Annotated in this window: 14 protein-coding genes; 5 read left to right on the plus strand and 9 right to left on the minus strand. The window is 64.6% G+C overall.

The features are described from left to right. The first annotated feature begins 74 nt into the window (after positions 1 to 74). The 5 genes from L1081_RS24305 to L1081_RS24325 all read left to right on the plus strand — a co-directional run bounded on the left by L1081_RS24305 (position 75) and on the right by L1081_RS24325 (position 8,271). Positions 75 to 3,149: a glutamate ligase domain-containing protein gene (locus L1081_RS24305; protein ID WP_489414428.1), complete on the plus strand. Its 3,075-nt coding sequence runs from the start codon at positions 75 to 77 to the stop codon at positions 3,147 to 3,149. Beyond that, positions 3,146 to 3,442, plus strand: coding sequence for a hypothetical protein (locus L1081_RS24310; protein WP_489414429.1), 297 nt, complete (start codon positions 3,146 to 3,148; stop codon positions 3,440 to 3,442). Before L1081_RS24305 ends, L1081_RS24310 begins: the two co-directional genes overlap by 4 nt. A gap of 80 nt (positions 3,443 to 3,522) precedes the next feature. Then, positions 3,523 to 5,367 (plus strand): ATP-binding cassette domain-containing protein, encoded by a 1,845-nt coding sequence (locus tag L1081_RS24315; protein ID WP_489414430.1) that lies wholly within the window; start codon positions 3,523 to 3,525, stop codon positions 5,365 to 5,367. A 37-nt stretch (positions 5,368 to 5,404) separates the two neighbouring features. Continuing rightward, complete coding sequence (locus tag L1081_RS24320; RefSeq protein ID WP_489414431.1) at positions 5,405 to 6,721, plus strand: HlyD family type I secretion periplasmic adaptor subunit; 1,317 nt, start codon at positions 5,405 to 5,407, stop codon at positions 6,719 to 6,721. Continuing rightward, positions 6,718 to 8,271, plus strand: coding sequence for a TolC family protein (locus L1081_RS24325; RefSeq protein WP_489414432.1), 1,554 nt, complete (start codon positions 6,718 to 6,720; stop codon positions 8,269 to 8,271). The genes L1081_RS24320 and L1081_RS24325 overlap by 4 nt, the downstream gene beginning before the upstream one ends. 16 nt (positions 8,272 to 8,287) lie before the next feature. Here the strand turns inward: L1081_RS24325 and L1081_RS24330 are convergent, their stop codons facing one another. Genes L1081_RS24330 through L1081_RS24370 form a run of 9 tightly spaced genes read right to left on the minus strand, consistent with a single transcriptional unit; the run spans position 8,288 to position 17,176 of the window. Continuing rightward, entirely contained in the window at positions 8,288 to 9,718 is a 1,431-nt protein-coding gene (locus L1081_RS24330; RefSeq protein WP_489414433.1) for a sigma 54-interacting transcriptional regulator, read from the minus strand. A gap of 24 nt (positions 9,719 to 9,742) precedes the next feature. Then, a complete protein-coding gene (locus L1081_RS24335; protein ID WP_489414434.1) occupies positions 9,743 to 11,512 on the minus strand; it encodes a TadG family pilus assembly protein in 1,770 nt (589 codons plus the stop codon). Further along, positions 11,509 to 12,000 (minus strand): TadE/TadG family type IV pilus assembly protein, encoded by a 492-nt coding sequence (locus tag L1081_RS24340; RefSeq protein ID WP_489414435.1) that lies wholly within the window; start codon positions 11,998 to 12,000, stop codon positions 11,509 to 11,511. The genes L1081_RS24335 and L1081_RS24340 overlap by 4 nt, the downstream gene beginning before the upstream one ends. Beyond that, positions 11,997 to 12,467, minus strand: a complete 471-nt coding sequence (locus L1081_RS24345) for a TadE/TadG family type IV pilus assembly protein (RefSeq protein ID WP_489414436.1) — start codon at positions 12,465 to 12,467, stop codon at positions 11,997 to 11,999. The genes L1081_RS24340 and L1081_RS24345 overlap by 4 nt, the downstream gene beginning before the upstream one ends. A 28-nt stretch (positions 12,468 to 12,495) precedes the next feature. Then, positions 12,496 to 12,945 (minus strand): DUF3613 domain-containing protein, encoded by a 450-nt coding sequence (locus tag L1081_RS24350; protein ID WP_489414437.1) that lies wholly within the window; start codon positions 12,943 to 12,945, stop codon positions 12,496 to 12,498. Next, positions 12,942 to 13,928 (minus strand): tetratricopeptide repeat protein, encoded by a 987-nt coding sequence (locus L1081_RS24355; RefSeq protein WP_489414438.1) that lies wholly within the window; start codon positions 13,926 to 13,928, stop codon positions 12,942 to 12,944. The genes L1081_RS24350 and L1081_RS24355 overlap by 4 nt, the downstream gene beginning before the upstream one ends. Continuing rightward, positions 13,925 to 14,890 (minus strand): type II secretion system F family protein, encoded by a 966-nt coding sequence (locus L1081_RS24360; RefSeq protein WP_489414439.1) that lies wholly within the window; start codon positions 14,888 to 14,890, stop codon positions 13,925 to 13,927. The genes L1081_RS24355 and L1081_RS24360 overlap by 4 nt, the downstream gene beginning before the upstream one ends. Then, the gene (locus tag L1081_RS24365) at positions 14,887 to 15,867 is read right to left on the minus strand and encodes a type II secretion system F family protein (protein ID WP_489414440.1); all 981 of its coding nucleotides are present in this window, start codon (positions 15,865 to 15,867) and stop codon (positions 14,887 to 14,889) included. Before L1081_RS24365 ends, L1081_RS24360 begins: the two co-directional genes overlap by 4 nt. Continuing rightward, positions 15,860 to 17,176 (minus strand): TadA family conjugal transfer-associated ATPase, encoded by a 1,317-nt coding sequence (locus L1081_RS24370; protein WP_021009130.1) that lies wholly within the window; start codon positions 17,174 to 17,176, stop codon positions 15,860 to 15,862. The genes L1081_RS24365 and L1081_RS24370 overlap by 8 nt, the downstream gene beginning before the upstream one ends. Positions 17,177 to 17,181: the final 5 nt, after the last annotated feature.

Below are 17,181 nucleotides of genomic sequence, written 5' to 3' on the forward strand. Positions count from 1 at the left end.
CGGAGAAACGCGATGCCTTCGATGGGAGTTCCCGGTCGGGGTCCGACCGGCCTCCCGCATTCGACTGGGGCCGAATGATGTCCTTCTCCGACCAGCTCCATGCCTGCCACGAGCGCCTGGTCTCGGTGTGTGCGGCGCTGCCGGCGCCTTATCCGGCCTTTACGCTTTTCTTCTCGGTGAGCGACGGGTCGCAGCGCGCGCACGTGGTGCACGCGCGCGCGGCCGATTTCGAAGCCGCGTGGCACGAAGGCGCCGAGGCAGTGGAGCGCTGGGTGCACGACTGCGGCATCGTCTCGCCATGGCTGCGCATCGACTGGGTCGAGGGCGCAAGCCCGATGGACTGGGCGCAGTTCAAGGCCCAGCTCGCCGGCGTCAAGCGCAACTACTTCCGCCTCGGCCTGGCCTTCGACCAGGACTTCGAGACCGCGTTCACCGAGCAGGAGCTCAACGCCAACGCCATGCTGAGCGGCGATTCGACCATTGCGCATGCCGTGGTGAATGCGCGCAACTTCGAGGTCTATGCTCAGGCGCGCTTCGCACGCGCGCTGTCGCTCGAGCTGCCGGCCGAGCAGCGGGTCTACCTGCTCGCGACCGTGGGCGTGTTCTGCCAGGCCGACTGCGTGGTGCACAAGCTCGTGGGCACGGGGCTCGATGCCGGGCGCCGCCAGGCGCCGGCGCTCGCGCCGCAATCGGCGCTCGACCTGGTGCGCAGCGGCGCCTCGTACCTTGCGCGCCAGGTGCAGGACGACGGGCTCTTCGTGTACGGCTACTTTCCGTGCTTCGATCGCCGCATTCCGACCTACGACGCCATGCGCCACGCGAGCGTGCTCAGCGCCATGATCGAGGCGTGGGAGCTCATGCGCGACGACAAGCTGCGCCTGGCCATCGATCGCGCGCTCGACCATCTCGCGAACACGCTCATCCGCAGCTACACGCTTGCCGACGGCACCGAGGTCGCTTTCCTCGTCGACACCGGCGAAGAGATCAGGCTGGGCGGCAATGCCGCCTGCGTGCTGGCCCTGGTGAGGTACTGCGAGGCCATGGACACGCGCGACTGGCTGCCGCTGCTGGAGAAGCTGGCGTTGGGCATCGCGTCGCTGCAGGATGCCGCCACCGGCAGCTTCAGCCATGTGCTCCACGCCGGCGACCTGCGCGTGAAGCAGGCCTCGCGCATCATCTACTACGACGGCGAGGCGGCCTACGGCCTCATGCGCCTGTACGGCCTCACGCGCGATGCAAGGTGGCTCGCCGTGGTCGAGAAGGCCTTCGACCACTTCATTGCAAGCCAGCACTGGCAGGCGCACGACCACTGGCTGAGCTGCTGCGTCAACGAACTCACGCGCTGGAGCCCGCAGGAAAAGTACTTTCGCTTCGGCCTGCAGAACGTGGCCGGGTACCTGGACTTCGTGCTCGACCGCAAGACCACCTTTCCGACGCTGCTCGAGCTCATGCTCGCAGCCCAGCAGATGCTGCAGCGGCTCGAGGCCACGCCCGCCATGCGGCACCTGCTGGACGAGCTCGACACCGAGAAGTTCTACCGCGCGCTGGAGTACCGCGCCCACTACCTGCAGAACGGCTTCTTCTGGCCCGAGATGGCGATGTACTTCCGCCGGCCCTCCACCATCGTCGGCTCCTTCTTCATCCGGCACCACGCGTTCCGGGTGCGCATCGACGACGTGGCGCAGTATGTGTCGGGCTTCGTGGCCTATCGCCGTTACCTGCTGGAGCGCCCGGCCGTGCCTGGCGCCGGCAGCGCAAGGGATGACGGCGCCGCCTCCTGGACCGCGAGCGAAATGGCGCGGGTGACCGGCGGCGAATGGGTGGTGCGCCCGGAAGACGGCTGGCGCGCCAGCGGCGTGACGCAGCGCTCCTTCCTGCGCAAGGGCCGCGTGGTGTTCGAGCACCAGGCGCGGCCCTCGAAGACGCCGCTGGCCGCGGTGGCACTCAAGGGCGTGCTGCAGCCGGCGGCCGCCGTGCTGTGCACCGATCCCGCACCGCATCTCGACAAGCGGGTTCCCGTGCTCCAGGTGCCCGACGTGCCGCAGGCCGTGCTTGCGCTGGGCGCGCATGCGCGCACCGAGTTCACGGGGCGCGTCTGCGGCGTGCTGGGCAGCGGCACGGCCGGCAGCACCGTGGCCGCGATGCTGGCCGACGCCCTGGCCGTTTGGGGCGAGGTCGGCCGGCCCGAAGGCAACGTCAGCCTGCCCTCGGGCATGGCCTGGAACCTGACCTGCATGCCGCGGCACGCGGCCTACTGGGTGCTGGAGATGGGCTCGCCGCACATGCTGGCTTCGACCCAGCTGGTGCGGCCGATGCTGGCCGTGGTGACGGGGCTGTCGGCCGCGTCGCAAAAGCACCGCGGGCCTTCGGAGGCCGCCGCGCGCATGGACAGCCGCATCTTCGAAGGCATGGCGCCCGGCGACAGCGCGGTGCTGAACCGCGACCTCCCCGAGTTCGCGACCTTTGCCGAAGCCGCCATGGCGCACCAGCTCCAGATCGTGACCTATGGCGAGCACAAGGACGCCGACGTGCGGCTGCTCTCGTTCGACCACGGCGAGGTGCAGGCTCAGGTGCTCGGCGAGCCGTTCCAGCTTCGCCTCAACGCGCCGGGGCGCCACATGGGCGCGAGTGCCGTGGCCGCGCTGGCGGCGCTGCAGGCGATGCGCCTGAAGCTGGCCGCCGCGGTCGAGCCCTTCGCGCAGTTCGAGCCGCCGGGCGGGCGCGGCGCGCTGCACACCATCCACATCGGCGGGGGCAGCTTCAAGCTGATCGACGAGACCTACGACGCCAACCCGAGCTCCATGCGCGCCGCGCTCGAGTTGCTGTCGCAGGCGCCCTGCGAGCCGGCACGCCGCGTGGCGATCCTCGGCGACATGCAGGAGCTCGGCCCCGCCGCGCAGCGGCACCACCTCGACCTGGAGCCCGAACTGCTGGCGTCCCAGCCCGACCGCGTGCTGCTGTGCGGCCCGCTGATGCGGGCGCTGCATGCGCGCATCCGCACCAAGGTCCGCTCGCACTGGTTCGTCGATGTGTCCGATCTGTCGACCGCCCTGGGCGGCCTGCTGCAGCCGGGCGACTGGGTGCTGGCCAAGAGTTCTGCCGGTGTCGGCCTGTCCCGGCTGGCCCGGGTTCTGAAAGCATTGCCATGATCAAACTGAACGCTCAAGCGTCTCTGCCCTATCAACGCCAGGCCGCGCCGCAGCGCCGGTGGTGGCTGGGCTGGCTGCAGCTGTTTTGCGCATGGCTGCTTTGCATGTTGCTGTGCGCCAACGTCGCGCTGGTGCTGGCCCAGGGCTTGCCGAAGCATGAGGCGGCCCCGGTCGCGGCAAGAAAAGCGGTGGACTGCGGCCTGCCGGTGGAGGTTTCGGGGGAGGCTGCTCCGACCCCCGCGGAAACGGTGTCGCACACACTGCGACGAATGTCACGCTGCAGCGGGGCGTAAGAATAGATTTTGTCTTGTAACAACTGGGTAACAGTCGATAATGGCGCAGGCGTCATTGCCTGACGGATCGGCCCTTTCCCATGATCAAGTTTCTCTTGCCTAGCCAACTGGTGGCCGAGGTGCCCGAAGAATCAGGTGCGAGCCCGTACGCGGGTGCCCTGCACACCTCGTTCCGGGCCGCCTACCCGCTGGTCAAGAGCGCGGCCTGGCGGTCGCTGCCCATCAGCCTGTTCGGCCTGCTGCCATCGATCTTCCTGCTCCAGGTGTATGACCGCGTGCTGTCGCGCAGCGGCGTCTCGACGCTGGCTGCGCTGGTGTGCGGCATCCTGTTCTTCCTGTGCATCGAGTTCTGGCTGCGCTCGGGGCGTTCGCGCCTGTTGCGCAATGCGGGCGCCATCATCGACCACGGCGTGTCGGGCGCGCTGCTGCATTCGATGCTGAACCGCCCGCTGCGCGCGCTCGAAGCGCGCCCGGCCTCGATCTGGCACCAGTTCTTCCGCGACGTGGCCTCGGTGCGCGGCACCGTCACCGGCGGCCTGGCGCAATCGATCTTCGATCTGCCGATGGCGGTCTTCGCACTGGCCGTGATCGGCATCGTGGCCTTGCCGGTCCTGCCGGTGGTGGTGCTGTTCCTTGCCATCATGGTTTTCCTGGCCTGGTGGTGGGCCGACGAGGTGCGCAGCGGACGGGTCGAGGAAGTGCAGCGCGGCCGCGGCCTCGACCGCATGACCTCGGAAATCTGCAACGCGCGCGAAACGCTCAAGACCCAGGCCAACGACGGTCCCACCATCGAGATGTGGCGCCAGTCGTACAACTCCTGGCTGAGCGAGAGCTTCAGCAAGAACGGGCAGATCGAGACCGCGCGCGACGGCACCACCGTGCTGATGATGGTCTTCTCGGTCATTGTGGTCACGGTGGGCGCCATTTCGGTGATGGAGCAATGGATGACGGTGGGCGGCCTGGTCGCCTCCAACATGCTGGCCCTCAAGGCGCTGCAGCCGGTGGCCGGCCTGGTGTCAAGCTGGCGCTCGCTGGCTGCCGCCAAGGAAGCGGCCAAGCGGCTCGAGACGGTGCTTGGCGAGCCGGTGGAAAAGGCGCCCACCGGCATGACGCTGCCGCAGCCGCTGGGCCGCGTCACGCTCAAGGACGTGAGCTTCAGCTTCACGGAAGACGCGCACCGGCCGGTGCTGGAGAACGTCGACCTGGACATCGGCCCGGGCGGGCTGCACGTGATCGTCGGGCGCAACGGCGCCGGCAAGTCGACGCTGGTCAAGCTGCTCTCGGGCCTGTACGCGCCCACGCGCGGCGTCATCAGCATCGGCGAATACGACCTCTCGCAATTCGGCCGCGAAGAGCTCTCGCGCTGGATCAGCTACCTGTCGCAGGAGGTGTACTGGTTCGGCGGCCCGCTGATCGACACCATGCGCCGCACGGCCCCGGGCCAGAGCGACGAGCAGGTGGTGGCGGCCTGCAAGCTCTCGGGCGCGCACGACTTCATCTCGCGCATGCCCGACGGCTACCGCACCGTGGTGGGCGAGGGCGGCACGGGCCTCTCGGTGGGCGAGCGGCGCAAGCTCGCGCTGGCCATGAGCTTCCTGCGCAAGCCCTCGGTGCTGGTGCTCGACGAGCCCAGCAACGACCTGGACTTCCAGAGCGAGCGCACCCTGCTTGCCACGCTGCTCGCGGTGGCCAAGGTGCGCACCGTGGTGGTGGTCACGCATTCGCTTCGCATCGTGTCGGCGGCCAGCGTGGTCTACCACGTGACGGGGCAGGGCAACGTCGAACAGGGCACGGCCGCTGTCATGGTGCCAAAGCTCTTCGGCGTGAAGAAGGCGCTGGTGGCGCTCCCCGATTCCACCGCGGGCGAGGACGATGCCGACGCGCATTCGCAGCAGGACGCCGCCGCCAACCGTTCCATGGCTTGAGCAGCCGATCGATCGAAGAGTAATTGGGGACCGCGACTTGAAATCAGATTTGCCGCAGATATTGCAGGACGAGGATCACAAGCGCGCGGCGCAGACAGGCCCTGAGGGCAGGCGCCGCCAGTGGCTGATTGGCGGCGCGGTCGCGCTGCTGGCCGTTGTCGGCCTGGGCTTTCCCATGGAAACCGTGGTGGTGGCGCCGGGCCGCGTGATCCCGTCGGACCGCGTCAAGTCGATCCAGCATCTGGAAGGCGGCATCGTCAGCAACGTGCTGGTCAAGGAAGGCGACAGGGTCGCGCAGGGCCAGTCGCTGGTGGAGATCGACCTGGGCGGCAGCGGCCTCAATTTCGAGGAGCTCACCGCGCGCTACGCCGCCACGCAGGCCACCCGCATCCGGCTCATGGCCGAGAGCCGCGGCCAGCCGCTCAGGCGCGAGAGCTTTGCCGCCGACATCGACGAGAGCGTGCTCGACGGCGAAACCGGCGCCTACGAGGCGCGCGCGCTCGAGCAGCGCGGCGTGATGGCCGGCGCGGTGTCCGGCCTGGAGGGGGCGCGCAGCAAGCAGCTCGAGCAGCAGGCCAAGGTCAAGGGCCTGAACGACCGCCTCGCATTGATGCAGAAGGAACTCGAGATCTCCGAGCAGCTGCTCAATGAAAAGCTGGTCGGGCAGGTCGAGGTGCTCGAGAAGCGGCGGCAGGTCGAAGGCGTTCGAAGCGAACTGGCCGTGGCGCGCCAGGGCGCCATTTCCGCGAGCGCCGCCATCACCGAGGCCCAGGCCAAGATGGCCGAGGCCGAAGGGCGCTTCCGGCGCCGCGCGTCCGACGAGCTGGCCGCCGTGGAGCGCCAGTTCGCGAGCCTGAGCGAAGACCTCGCGCGCGCACGCACCCAGCGCTCCCGCACGATGGTGAAGGCGCCCGCCGATGGCATCGTCAAGGGGCTGCGCAGCGCCAGCCCAGGCTGGGTCATCAAGCCCGGCGAGGCCATCATGGAGGTGGTGCCCGACAAGGACGAGATCATGATCGAGGCGCGCCTGAATCCGAACGACCGCGGCTTCGTCGAGATCGGCCAGGCGGCGCGCGTCAAGATCACGGCCTACGACTACCTGCGCTACGGCGCGGTCGAAGGCAAGGTCACCCTGGTGGCCGCCGATGCCGACCGCGACCCGGCCATTGCCAATTCGGCGCCGTACTACCGCATCCTCATCAGCACCGACCAGGCCTATGTGGGGCGCGAAGAAAACCGCGTCACCGCCGGCATGGAGTCGGAGGTCGACCTGAAGGTGGGCACCGATCCGTTCATCTGGTACATCCTTCGTCCCGTGCTCAAGCTGCGGCGCGAAGCCTTCCGCGAACCATGATGGGCAGCAACGTGGCTGGCCGGCGCCGAGCGGGCACCGGTGTTCTTTGTGCAGTGCTGTGCGCGAGCTTCGCCCTTCCTCCCGGCGCCATGGCGCAGGAGGCGCCCGCGCAGCTGCAGCCGGCGCGCCGCCTTTCCGCGCCATCGATCGGCGCCGCCAGCTATGCGCAGCGCGTGAAGCAGGCACTCATTGCGCTGTCGCAGGACTACCCTGAAGTGCAGACCGCGCAAGCCGCCGCCAACACCAGCAGCTTTGGCGTGGACGCCGCCAAGAAGGCCCGCTACCCGCGCTTCAAGATGGGCACTGCCTCCGGCACCTACAACAGCGGCGCGGACAACGCCAAGACCGAGAACTACACCGTGCTGACCGCCGAGGCGCGCCTGAGCCTGATCGACGGCGGTGCCATGAGCGCCGCGGTGCGCGCCGCCGAGGCCGGCAACCAGGCCGACGGCGAGGCGGTAGTGACCACCTCGCAGAAGGTGGTGCTCGATGCGCTGACCGCCTACCTGCAGGTGCAGCGCTTCGACCTCAAGAAACAGATCGCGCGCAAGTCCACCGAGGTGGTGGCCGAGCTTTCGAAGGCCGAGGCCCGCCGCGTTGCGCTGGGCGCCGCCGGCGAGAACGACCTGAACATGGCGGCCGCGCGCCGCGCCAGCGTGGCCGCGCGCGAGTCCGACTTCCAGGCGCAGCGCGACGAGGCACTGGCCAAGTTCAACACCTATTTCAGGTTCACGCCCAACACCGATTCACTGCCCGTGCTGGCCGCGCCCGTGTACTGGCGCATCGCTTCGCAGGAAGAGGCCCTGCGCCGCGCCGAAGAGCGCAGCACCGAAATCTCCGAAGCCAAGGGTCGCGTGGCGCGCGCCCAGGCCCTGGTCGACCAGCAGGAGGCCAGCATCTGGCCGACCGTGGATGCGGTGGTCGTCAAGAGCAAGGATCCGCGCGGCGTGTCGCCGCAAGACCCGACGCGCGCGGCCTTCGAGCTCAACTGGAACTTCGGCAACGGCTTCGACCGCCAGCTGCGCCTGAAGTCGGCCCTGGCTGAAGTCGCCAACCAGGAAGCCAAGCTCGAAGGCGTGAAGCTCAATCTGCTGGAACTCACCTCGGCCTCATGGGCGCGCACTGTGTCCGGACGCGAGCGCGAGCGGCAGCTGGCGGAGGCCGTCAGCACATCGGGCCAGGCCTTCCGCGGACGCCGCCGGCTGATGGAATTCGGCCGCGAAACACTGCCCGCCGTGCTCGACGCGCAGCTCGACTACTACAACCTGCTGTTCGACTATGTCGATGCCGTGTTCGACCTGCGCATCACCGAGCTGCGCCTGGCGCGCACCACCGGCGAACTGCGCATCGACCCCGAAGCGAGCAACACCTGGATCGACCGCATCTTCGGCCCGCCGAACCGGCCCGCGCTGAGCGAAGACGGCCTGCTCACTGCGCTGTGCATCTCGAGCAACGCAAGCTGCGCCAGCGAGCCCGTGGCCGACCGCGGTGCCACCGCAACCGCGGCGAACCCGCCGCTGCGCCGGGCGGCGCGGCTGGCGAACCGCTAGTCGAGCCGGGGCGGGTTCAGGCGTCTTCGGGGATGCCGGGCTCGCCGTCGAGGATCTGGTACTTGCGCATCTTCTCCCACAGCACCTTGCGGCTGATGCCCAGGTGCTGCGCGGTGTCCTGGCGCTTCCAGTCGTTGATCTCCAGCGCCGCGATGATGCGGTTGCGCTCGCTGCTGTTCCATCCCTTGCGATCGCCGTTGCTGTCGAGCGCCACGCCGTTCATGGTGCCGGCGCCATGGCCGTTGCGCTCCGCCGCGCCTGCCGCCAGCGTCGGCGTGCCGCGCGTGAGCGCGATGGCGCGCTGGATCAGGTTCTGGTCCCAGCTGTGCAGCTGCCGTGCGATCACGCCCACCCGCTCGGCCAGGTTGCGCAACTGCCGCACGTTGCCGGGAAAGTAGGTCTCCGCCACTGCATCGCTGAGCCAGTGCGGCGTTTCCCCGAGCGTCTCGAGCTCGTCGCCCAGCACGTTGGCCAGCAGCGCCTTGAAGATAGCGATCTTGTCGATCTCCCCGCGCTCCTCCAGGCTGGGCACATGCAGCTCGATCACCGCGAGCCGGTAGAACAGATCGGCGCGGAACTCGCCGCTCGCCACCATCTCGCGCAGGTTGCGGTTGGTGGCCGCCACCAGCCGAAAGTCGACCCGGATCGGCGCCGTGGCCCCCAGCCGCGTGACCGCGTTGTCTTCCAGCACGCGCAGCAGCTTCACCTGCTGGTAGCGCGGCAGATCGCCGATCTCGTCGAGAAACAGCGTGCCGCCCGTGGCCTGCTCGAAGTAGCCGCGGTGCGCATGCACGGCGCCCGTGAACGAGCCCTTGGTGTGGCCAAAGAAGAGCGACTCGAAGAGGCCGTCAGGAATCGCACCGCAGTTCACTGCCACGAACGCGCCCTTGCTGTAGTGCTGGTGTCCCAGGTGCAGCTGCTGCGCGATGCGCTCCTTGCCCACGCCCGTTTCGCCGCGCACCAGCACGCTGTGGTTGCAATCGGCAAAGGCACCCACTTCGGCCAGCAGCGATTTCATGGCATCCGAATGCGCCACCAGCACATCGGGCGCCTGCGGCGCCACGTCGCGCGCACGCAGCTGCCGCACCAGCTTGGCCACCATCGTGCGCAGCTCGGCGCAGGTGAAGTCGTAGGGCAGCACGTGCAGGTACTCGGGCGGATAGGTGCGCGAGTCCCGCTCCCGCGAGGCGGCGGCCACCCAGATCACCGGCATGCCCTGCAGCAGCTCGGTGGCATGCGCGAGGCCGCCGCTGTCGATGACAGTAACGCTGAGGATGGCGACCGAAGGCCGAAGCGCAGTGCCGCGGTCCTGCTGCGGAGGCGGCAAGCCATCGGCCCGGATCACCTCCACGTCGAAGCTCGCCATGCACCGCGCGATACGGTCGAGGATGTCGGCCTTGCCTTCCCAGACAAAGAGGTCGAGTTCGTCGAAGTTGGGGGCGGTCATGAATTGAGGAACAAAGGGGACGCGCTAATAGACAAGCTTGGCCTCACCGCACAGAAGAGACAGAAGGCGGATATCGGCATAGCCTAGCTGCACACCGAGCAGATTTAGCAACGGAACGATGATCGCATCGAGCAAGCTGAACAGGGGGGCCAGGATACTCAGCACGAAAGCCAGCAATGGAGACAGGACGTCGCCCAATCCGATCGGAAGAACCCCGAGGGCCACAAGGGTCAAATCCCACTTTGTGGCGACGGTGAAGTTGCCGAGCGTGTTGGAAAGAACAGAGCCGACGGCGTTGGAGTTCACGGTCTGGATATCGTCACCGTCGCCGGTGACGCCATTGAACGTGAGGGTCTGGTAATTGGTATCGGGAATTTCCGCTTGCACGGGTATCTTGGCATTGACTTGCAGGATAGGAAGTAGACCCCCGATTAAAGCTATCTCGCTGATCTTGACGCTCGGCATCGCCTTGCAATCGACTGGTACGGTCGTGTTCAACATCAAGGTATCGGAAACGCTCGCGATGCAGATGCTCGCAAGCCCCGGCTTGGCCTCTATGGCGACTCTGCAATCGGCCCGGTCATTTGCGCACTGGATATTGCTCAGTCGAGCGTTCCCTGGGGCAACTTCGATGTAGATCGGTAGGCGCAGCAGCGTCACCTTGACTAACCAAGAGAGCCCAGGTATTTCGTTGGTGTCCACCAGCGTGACATCGAGGCGCATTCTCACCGCAGCCGAATGTGCCTGTGTGCGCCAGTTGTCCTGGCTGTCCTTCCCCGCTGGACCGATTGCGATGGATGGCGGCTCGACAACCACAAGCTGCACATCGGCTTTGGCCAGCGCACCCAGATTGACGGCCGTGTCGAGCTTGACGAGATTCTTTCCATTGGCAATCTGGGCTGATGTAGTCAATAAATCCATTACATTGATCGCTGCACCGGCTGCCCCTTCTGAAGAAGGGGTAGTGACTTTGATCAGATCGCCAAGCCTTATTTCCGCGGACTTTACATTGGCGGAAATGATTGAGTTGAGTGCCTGTACTGCCACTGTGTTGGAGGTGCCGAGTGCCTGAACCATGGCTAGCATGAGGTCGTTCAGCTGGATGCGCGTGTCGAGAAGCTCATCGACCGTTCCGACATTGGGAATGACGGAGATCAGATCAAGCAACCGAATCTGTGCGCTCGCTAGGCCCTGATAATCCACCAGCCTAAGACTGATCTTGTTTCCGGTGCCAAGCAGTGCACTCAGGAGTTGATTGGCGGCCCCCTCATTAAGACTGGCGACACCCGTCCCCAGTGAGAACGAAGCGATCGGATCGTTAGCAGCCACTGCCTTGCCGTGGATCGTCCGATCGGCTTCAAAGAAGGGAAGAATAGCAAGCGGTGCCTTGTTGATCGTGATGCGAACCGCATTCAGATCGGTCGTCGCGGGCTCGAAGTGGTCGATCGTCGCCTTGGCGGGATCCCATCTTCCGCATTCAATTTCTCCGTCTTCCAGCGAAAACGTCGCAGGAAGGTTGCGGTGGGGATCAGTACTGCTGGCGCCGTTGGCACTTAGCTTGGCGGCAGCTTTCGCGGCCGTGCAGCCGCCAATGGTCGATATCTGCCGTGCACCGGCGAGCGCAGCCAGGTCGGCTGCTTTCTGCATCTCGCGCTTCATGAAGAAGAGATAGCCCAGTTCGGTTCCGATGAGAACGACAACGATCAAGCTGAGTGCAACAGCAAGATTGACTATCAACGAGCCGCGTTGCTTTCTCGGCCTTAATGAACCGGTGCCGCTTCGACAGACAATCATGTGGACGATTCCTCGGAGACTTGTATCGCGGTGGCTCGGCCAACCACGTCGTCAGGCATCCACGGACTGATGGTCAGTGATGGCAGTATGCGATTGGCACTGTAGTCATAAACAACGGACAGAGTGACCTGCCCGTCGCTACCAACTATGCCTACTTTGACTTCTGTGTTTGCCTTTATCCAGGCAAGACGATCTGCAGAATTCCCATTGCTTTCGCTAGGCGCTATGAGTGCGGCGGCGAGCGAAGCATATACCGCCTCCTGGATTCTCGGATCGTCCTCGAGCAGCTTTGATGGCAGCATGGTCACTGCCCGTGCACCGTCCTCTGCCGCTCTTGACACCACTTGCTGGATATAAAGGACGGCACCAAAGGTGGCGATTCCGTACACGACCAAAAGCAGCACGGTAAAAACGAACGCGAATTCGATGGCTGCAACGCCTCTTTGGAGAAAGGCGGAAGTTTTCTTCCGGGCGCCATCGGCTTTCACAGCGCCCTCCCGTCCAGCAGCATGCTTGCTTGCACGACCAACGTGTCTGGAACCGCAAAACCCGGCAGCGGCGGTAGCAGCCCCGCGAACCCGTTTGCCGTGATCGTCACGGTGATTTGGCAACGTTGCTCCCATGCAGCGCCGCAGGCGCGCTTTGCAGGATCGCAATTGACGCCCTCAACGCTGCACACCGTTGCAACGACAGTTGGCTTGCTTGGAAACAGACTGTCCGTCTGGAGTTTTGCGATCGCTATAGCCTTCGTTTCACGCCCAGAAATGTCTGTTTGATAGCGCAGCGCTGCCCGTGCGCCATCTTCCGCTGCGTTCTGCATTGCGAAGCGAAGCGAGAAGATGATGCCAAGGCAAATGATCGCGTAGAGGATCGTAAAAAAAATGAGGAACACGAAGGCGTATTCAATCGCATAGACCCCGCGTTGGCGTCTGACTACAGCCGACTGAACGATCATGATGAAACCCGTGCGAGAGAAGCGTAAATTACTTGCCAGAGTTTCCGCTCCATCCGCTTGTGGCTTTAACAGAAGAAGTCATACGCTCTGGTATTGGAAACTCAAAGCTCTTCAGATAGCGTTCGTAGCTGCGGTTTGCGACGGCGCCTGCGATTGGGCGTGGCGTGGTGGACGATATTTCTCCGCCGCGTTGCCATGCCAGAAGACTCTGCGTTGCATCTCCGACTTGCAACGGTTCGTAGAAAAGACTTTCGTCCTCGGCGATCAATTCTTCCTGCCCTTGCTGGAGCACGTGCGCGGGAGGGGGTGAATCGGCAGCAGTTGCCGAAGATGAGGACTTGATCTCGGGACTGGAAGATGCCGTTTCTGGATTGGTAATCTTGGTCTCCTGTGCCAGTGCGACAGAGGCGACAAGCATCAGCACAGCGGACAAGCAGAACATTGACGGCTTCGAAGGAGAGCGACGCTCGCTTTTCATTGGATACCTCGTGAGATCGAAGGATTCGGTGACAGAGACACAGCCGAACTAGCCGAGGCTGGATCCGATTGGCCGGCCTTTCGCGGGTTTCCGGAGCCGGTCCATCGGGATCGCTTGAGCGCAAGAGGTTCGGCAATGGGCTCGTTGCTGGACGCAGCTATCTCGCCAGATGCCGGGCTCGTTGCGGCGGTGCCGATACGTGTAGAGCGGGCAATGGGTGCAGCTAAGTCACCTGATGCGCCTGGTGCTCGTATCTGCAGCGCTGCCTCGCGCACAGCCAAGCGCGTTGCTTCAGACATCCGGTTCGCCTCCATGAGAGCGGTTGCCCGATCTCGTTGATTGGTTACTTCGAGATAGAGCGCGAGGTTGGCTTGTGCCTGTGTGCTGTCGGGGCGCAGTTGCAGGGCTTGCATCAGCGGCAGTCGTGCCTCCTCGAAATGGCCGCCGCGTAGATGTGCGTAGCCCAAATCGCTCAGCAGCAGGGCGTCAGTCGGCGTGCGGCGTTGCGCCTGCGCGAGAAGTTGCACCGCCTCGGCGTAGTTGCCGCGCATACCTGCAAGCAGGCCCAATCCGCGGTAGCCTGCGCTCTCCATGGAGCTGCCCAGCAGGCGCTTGTAGGCGGCTTCGGCAAGTGCAGCTTGCCCGGTTTGGCGCAGTGCTTCAGCGCGCGTACGTGTGGATTCGGGGGATACACCCCAGCGCTGCTCAAGAGCGTCGATGTGCGCAAGCGATGCAAACCAGAGGTCTTCCCTCTGCATCTGTTCGACGAGTTTGAGATAGGTGGCTTGGGTGTCGACGGAGGCTCCAGCCTTTGTGTCCGCCACCATCTCGGCTGCCATGCGCTGTTGCGCATCGACGCTGGCAGCATACTGATCCTTCGGGCCGGCACAGCCAGCGATGGCTAGCGATGCGGCACCAATGCTGATGGTTATCAGCATGCGTCGGGCGGGCCGTGATTGCATGAAACTTTCGAGCGTTTTCATCTGGCGATGGCCCCCAATGAACGGAATATCGCGATAAAGCCGGGTCCGGCTGTCACGATGACGAGCGCCGGGAGCAGCGTAGTCACCATGACTGCGGTCATCTTCACCGTGATCTTTCCAATGCGTTCCTTCATTTCGGAACGCCTGTGTTCGCGCAACCGGTCACTGAAGATGCGCAATGGCTCTTGCAGGGCGCCTCCGTGTTTGTCGACCTGTACAAGCAGTGACACGAGTCCACGGAGGTTTTCGTTCTTGTGCAGCGTTGCAAGGCGTTGAAGCGAATGCTCGCGGCTCCGGCCGCGGCTGTACTGGTTGTTTGCCAGACTCAACTCATGACCGAGCACGCGCAAGACATGCGAGAAGTCGTTGGCCATGATCTGCAGGCTCTGGTCCAAACTCAATCCCACACCTTGGAGCAAGCGCAAGAGATCTATGAAAAGAGGAAGCTCCTGCGTCGCGCGTTCACGCCGCGCGGCGGCAAAACGACCGAGAACCCATTTGGGCACCATGAAGCCGAATACGAAAGCGGCTGCCAATACGATGACAACAGTGCGCTGCGCATGGTCCGTACTCCACAGCAAATAGGCCAGGAAGGGGAGTAGAACCGCCAGGAAGACGCGCGTCACCAGAAAGACCAACTGCGCCCGCTTTGAAGGAAGGCCGCATTGGTCGATGAGATTGCGGTCTTCATTTGCGACCAGTGCGCGGCCAAAGCGCGAATCGAGCCAATGAAATGGCAACTCGATATCGGACTTCACGGAGGTGCTCAACTCTTCGATCGTATCGACGGAATCCATCGGCCCATTCGGAGTAGCAACGACCTGATGGATGGCACGGCCGATGACCTTCCCACTACGTGTGCGACGCAGTTCGGCCGCAACTAGAGCGCCGGCGCCAACCATCAGCCCCAGCGCTAACAACGCCAAGCTGAAGATGGCCATCTGATTGGACGTGAACGTCATGTAAGTCTCGCCAGCCGGTAAAGCAGACCTGCACCGAACAATTGAAGACCTGCAGAGGCGAAGATCAGTGTCCGGCCTGATTCGTCATTCCACATCCCCATGAAATACGCGGGATTGATCACGATGAGGAGGACTCCGATGCTCACTGGCAACAATCCCAGGATCCAGGCAGAGAGTCGTGTCTCTGACGACATGGCGATCAATTCATGCTCTGCTTGCTCGCGGTCGCGCATGAAGTTGCTTACACGTTCCAACAGCAGGTCGGAGCGGCCCCCATAACGCACGCCCAGGCCGAGGATGGCGGCCAGCAGGTACATCTCTTCGATACGCACCTTGCTCGCTGTCTGGTGCAGTGCGCGATCCAGATCCATCCCCACGCGAACCAGTGATGCTGCGCGTTCCAACTGGCCGCGCAGCGGAGCCTCGGTGGTGGCGATCGCAAGTTGAAAAGCTGCCTGCGTCGAGTTGCCAATAGTGATCAGGCGCACCATTGCGTCGATGTAGGCAGGCAACTGGCTGACCAGCTTGCGGCGGAACTTCTGCAGTCGCAGCCAGACTGCGAAAACGGCAAGGAGTGCCAATAGGGCTAACACGCTCAACGCTACGATCCAGCCACCGAACAGCCCGGCGAGAGCGGCCAACGTCAGGATGGCGGCCAAGCACAGTGCAACCGTGCGCGGATCAATCACGCCTACCAACCAGTCGGGCAAGGCCTTTTCAAGAAGGCCAACGGGCGCAGAAGCCGCGGCGCTTGCATCGGTCTCGAGCCACGGGTCGGTCATGAGCGCATCGCTCGGCAGATCCCGCAAGGGCATCGGCGTTTGCACCTCAGCGGCCGTGCTGGCCAGAATCTGCTGGTTCAGATGCCGTCCCGCCGCCTGGCGTGCCTGGCGCCCCTTTGCCCATTGCCACAGCAGCAGCCCCGCGGCTGCAAGCAGCAGCGCGATGCAAGCCACCGTCAACAGGACTTTAGCCACGGTTGTCCCCCTGCTGCGCCCGCGCCAGCGACTGGCGGAAGCGCGTGATCTTGGGTGAATGCGGCGCAATGCCCAGCGATATCCAGCGATCGCGCTCCTCTCCGTCGGGCGATGTGATCGGTTCGTAGCGGTAGAGCTCCTGCATCGCGACCACGTTGTCGTTGACGCCGGTGACTTCGCTCAACGAAAGAATGCGGCGCTGGCCGCTCGAAAGGCGCCCGATCTGCACGATGAAATCAATGGCATTGGCGATCTGCCGGCGCAGGCTCACTTCGCTGCCCTGGTAGCCGGCAAAGCCCGCAAGCATTTCCAGCCGGTAGAGGCATTCGCGCGGCGAGCTGGCATGGATGGTGCCCATCGAACCTTCGTGGCCCGTGTTCATCGCCTGCATCATCTCGATCACTTCTGCGCCGCGCACCTCGCCGACGATGATGCGGTCCGGCCGCATGCGCAGGCTGTTGCGCAGCAGGTCGCGGATCGACACCACCCCCGTGCCGTCGAACCCACCGGGGCGGCTTTCGAGCCGGACGACGTGGCTGGTGCCGAGCGACAGTTCCGCCGTGTCTTCGATGGTGATGACGCGTTCGCGCGCGGGGATGAAGGTTGCGAGCGCATTGAGCAGCGAGGTCTTGCCCGAGCTGGTGCCGCCGCTCACAAGGATGTTGCAGCGCGCGCGCACGGCAATCTCCAGCAACTGCGCCATGCCAGCGTCGAAGGTGCCCAGCTTCACCAGATCGGCCGGCGTGAGCGGTTCCTTGCGGAACTTGCGAATCGAGACCGAGAGCCCGTCGATGGCCAGCGGTTCGATGATCACGTTGATGCGGCCGCCATCGGGCAGGCGTGCATCGACCATCGGATTGGATTCGTCCAGCCGGCGGCCGAGCGGCGCGAGGATGCGGCGCACGATGCGCATCACATGCTCCGCATCGGCAAAGCGCACGGTCTCGCGCTCCAGCATGCCGTGGCGCGACACGTACACGTTCTGGTAGCCGTTGATCAGGATGTCTTCGACGGCCGGATCGTTGAGCAGGTCTTCCAGCGGCCCGAAGCCTGCAAGCTCCTTGGTCAGCGCATCGGAGATGAGCTGCATCTCGCGGTCGTTGATCGGCACGCGGCGCAGACGCACGAAGCTGTCGACCTCCAGTTCGACAAACTGCTGGATCGAGGCACGCGACCAGCGGCCGAACTCAGCGCCGAGCTCTTCGATGCGGCTCAGCAGATGGTCGTGCGTCCAGCTCTTGATGTCCTGGAACTGCTGGGAATTGATGAACGCCTGGTCGTCGTCGGCGAATTCGAGATCGTTGGACATAGGGG

This window comes from Variovorax sp. MSC1_012 (assembly GCF_023667525.1).
Lineage (GTDB): Bacteria > Pseudomonadota > Gammaproteobacteria > Burkholderiales > Burkholderiaceae_C > Variovorax > Variovorax beijingensis_B.

Bases quoted from the DNA above. Each gene is read 5' to 3' on its own strand.
- L1081_RS24305 (WP_489414428.1), top strand. From the start codon at position 75: ATGATGTCCTTCTCCGACCAGCTCCATGCCTGCCACGAGCGCCTGGTC.
- L1081_RS24310 (WP_489414429.1), top strand. From the start codon at position 3,146: ATGATCAAACTGAACGCTCAAGCGTCTCTGCCCTATCAACGCCAGGCC.
- L1081_RS24315 (WP_489414430.1), top strand. From the start codon at position 3,523: ATGATCAAGTTTCTCTTGCCTAGCCAACTGGTGGCCGAGGTGCCCGAA.
- L1081_RS24325 (WP_489414432.1), top strand. From the start codon at position 6,718: ATGATGGGCAGCAACGTGGCTGGCCGGCGCCGAGCGGGCACCGGTGTT.
- L1081_RS24330 (WP_489414433.1), bottom strand. From the start codon at position 9,718: ATGACCGCCCCCAACTTCGACGAACTCGACCTCTTTGTCTGGGAAGGC.
- L1081_RS24335 (WP_489414434.1), bottom strand. From the start codon at position 11,512: ATGATTGTCTGTCGAAGCGGCACCGGTTCATTAAGGCCGAGAAAGCAA.
- L1081_RS24345 (WP_489414436.1), bottom strand. From the start codon at position 12,467: ATGATCGTTCAGTCGGCTGTAGTCAGACGCCAACGCGGGGTCTATGCG.
- L1081_RS24350 (WP_489414437.1), bottom strand. From the start codon at position 12,945: ATGAAAAGCGAGCGTCGCTCTCCTTCGAAGCCGTCAATGTTCTGCTTG.
- L1081_RS24355 (WP_489414438.1), bottom strand. From the start codon at position 13,928: ATGAAAACGCTCGAAAGTTTCATGCAATCACGGCCCGCCCGACGCATG.
- L1081_RS24360 (WP_489414439.1), bottom strand. From the start codon at position 14,890: ATGACGTTCACGTCCAATCAGATGGCCATCTTCAGCTTGGCGTTGTTA.
- L1081_RS24370 (WP_021009130.1), bottom strand. From the start codon at position 17,176: ATGTCCAACGATCTCGAATTCGCCGACGACGACCAGGCGTTCATCAAT.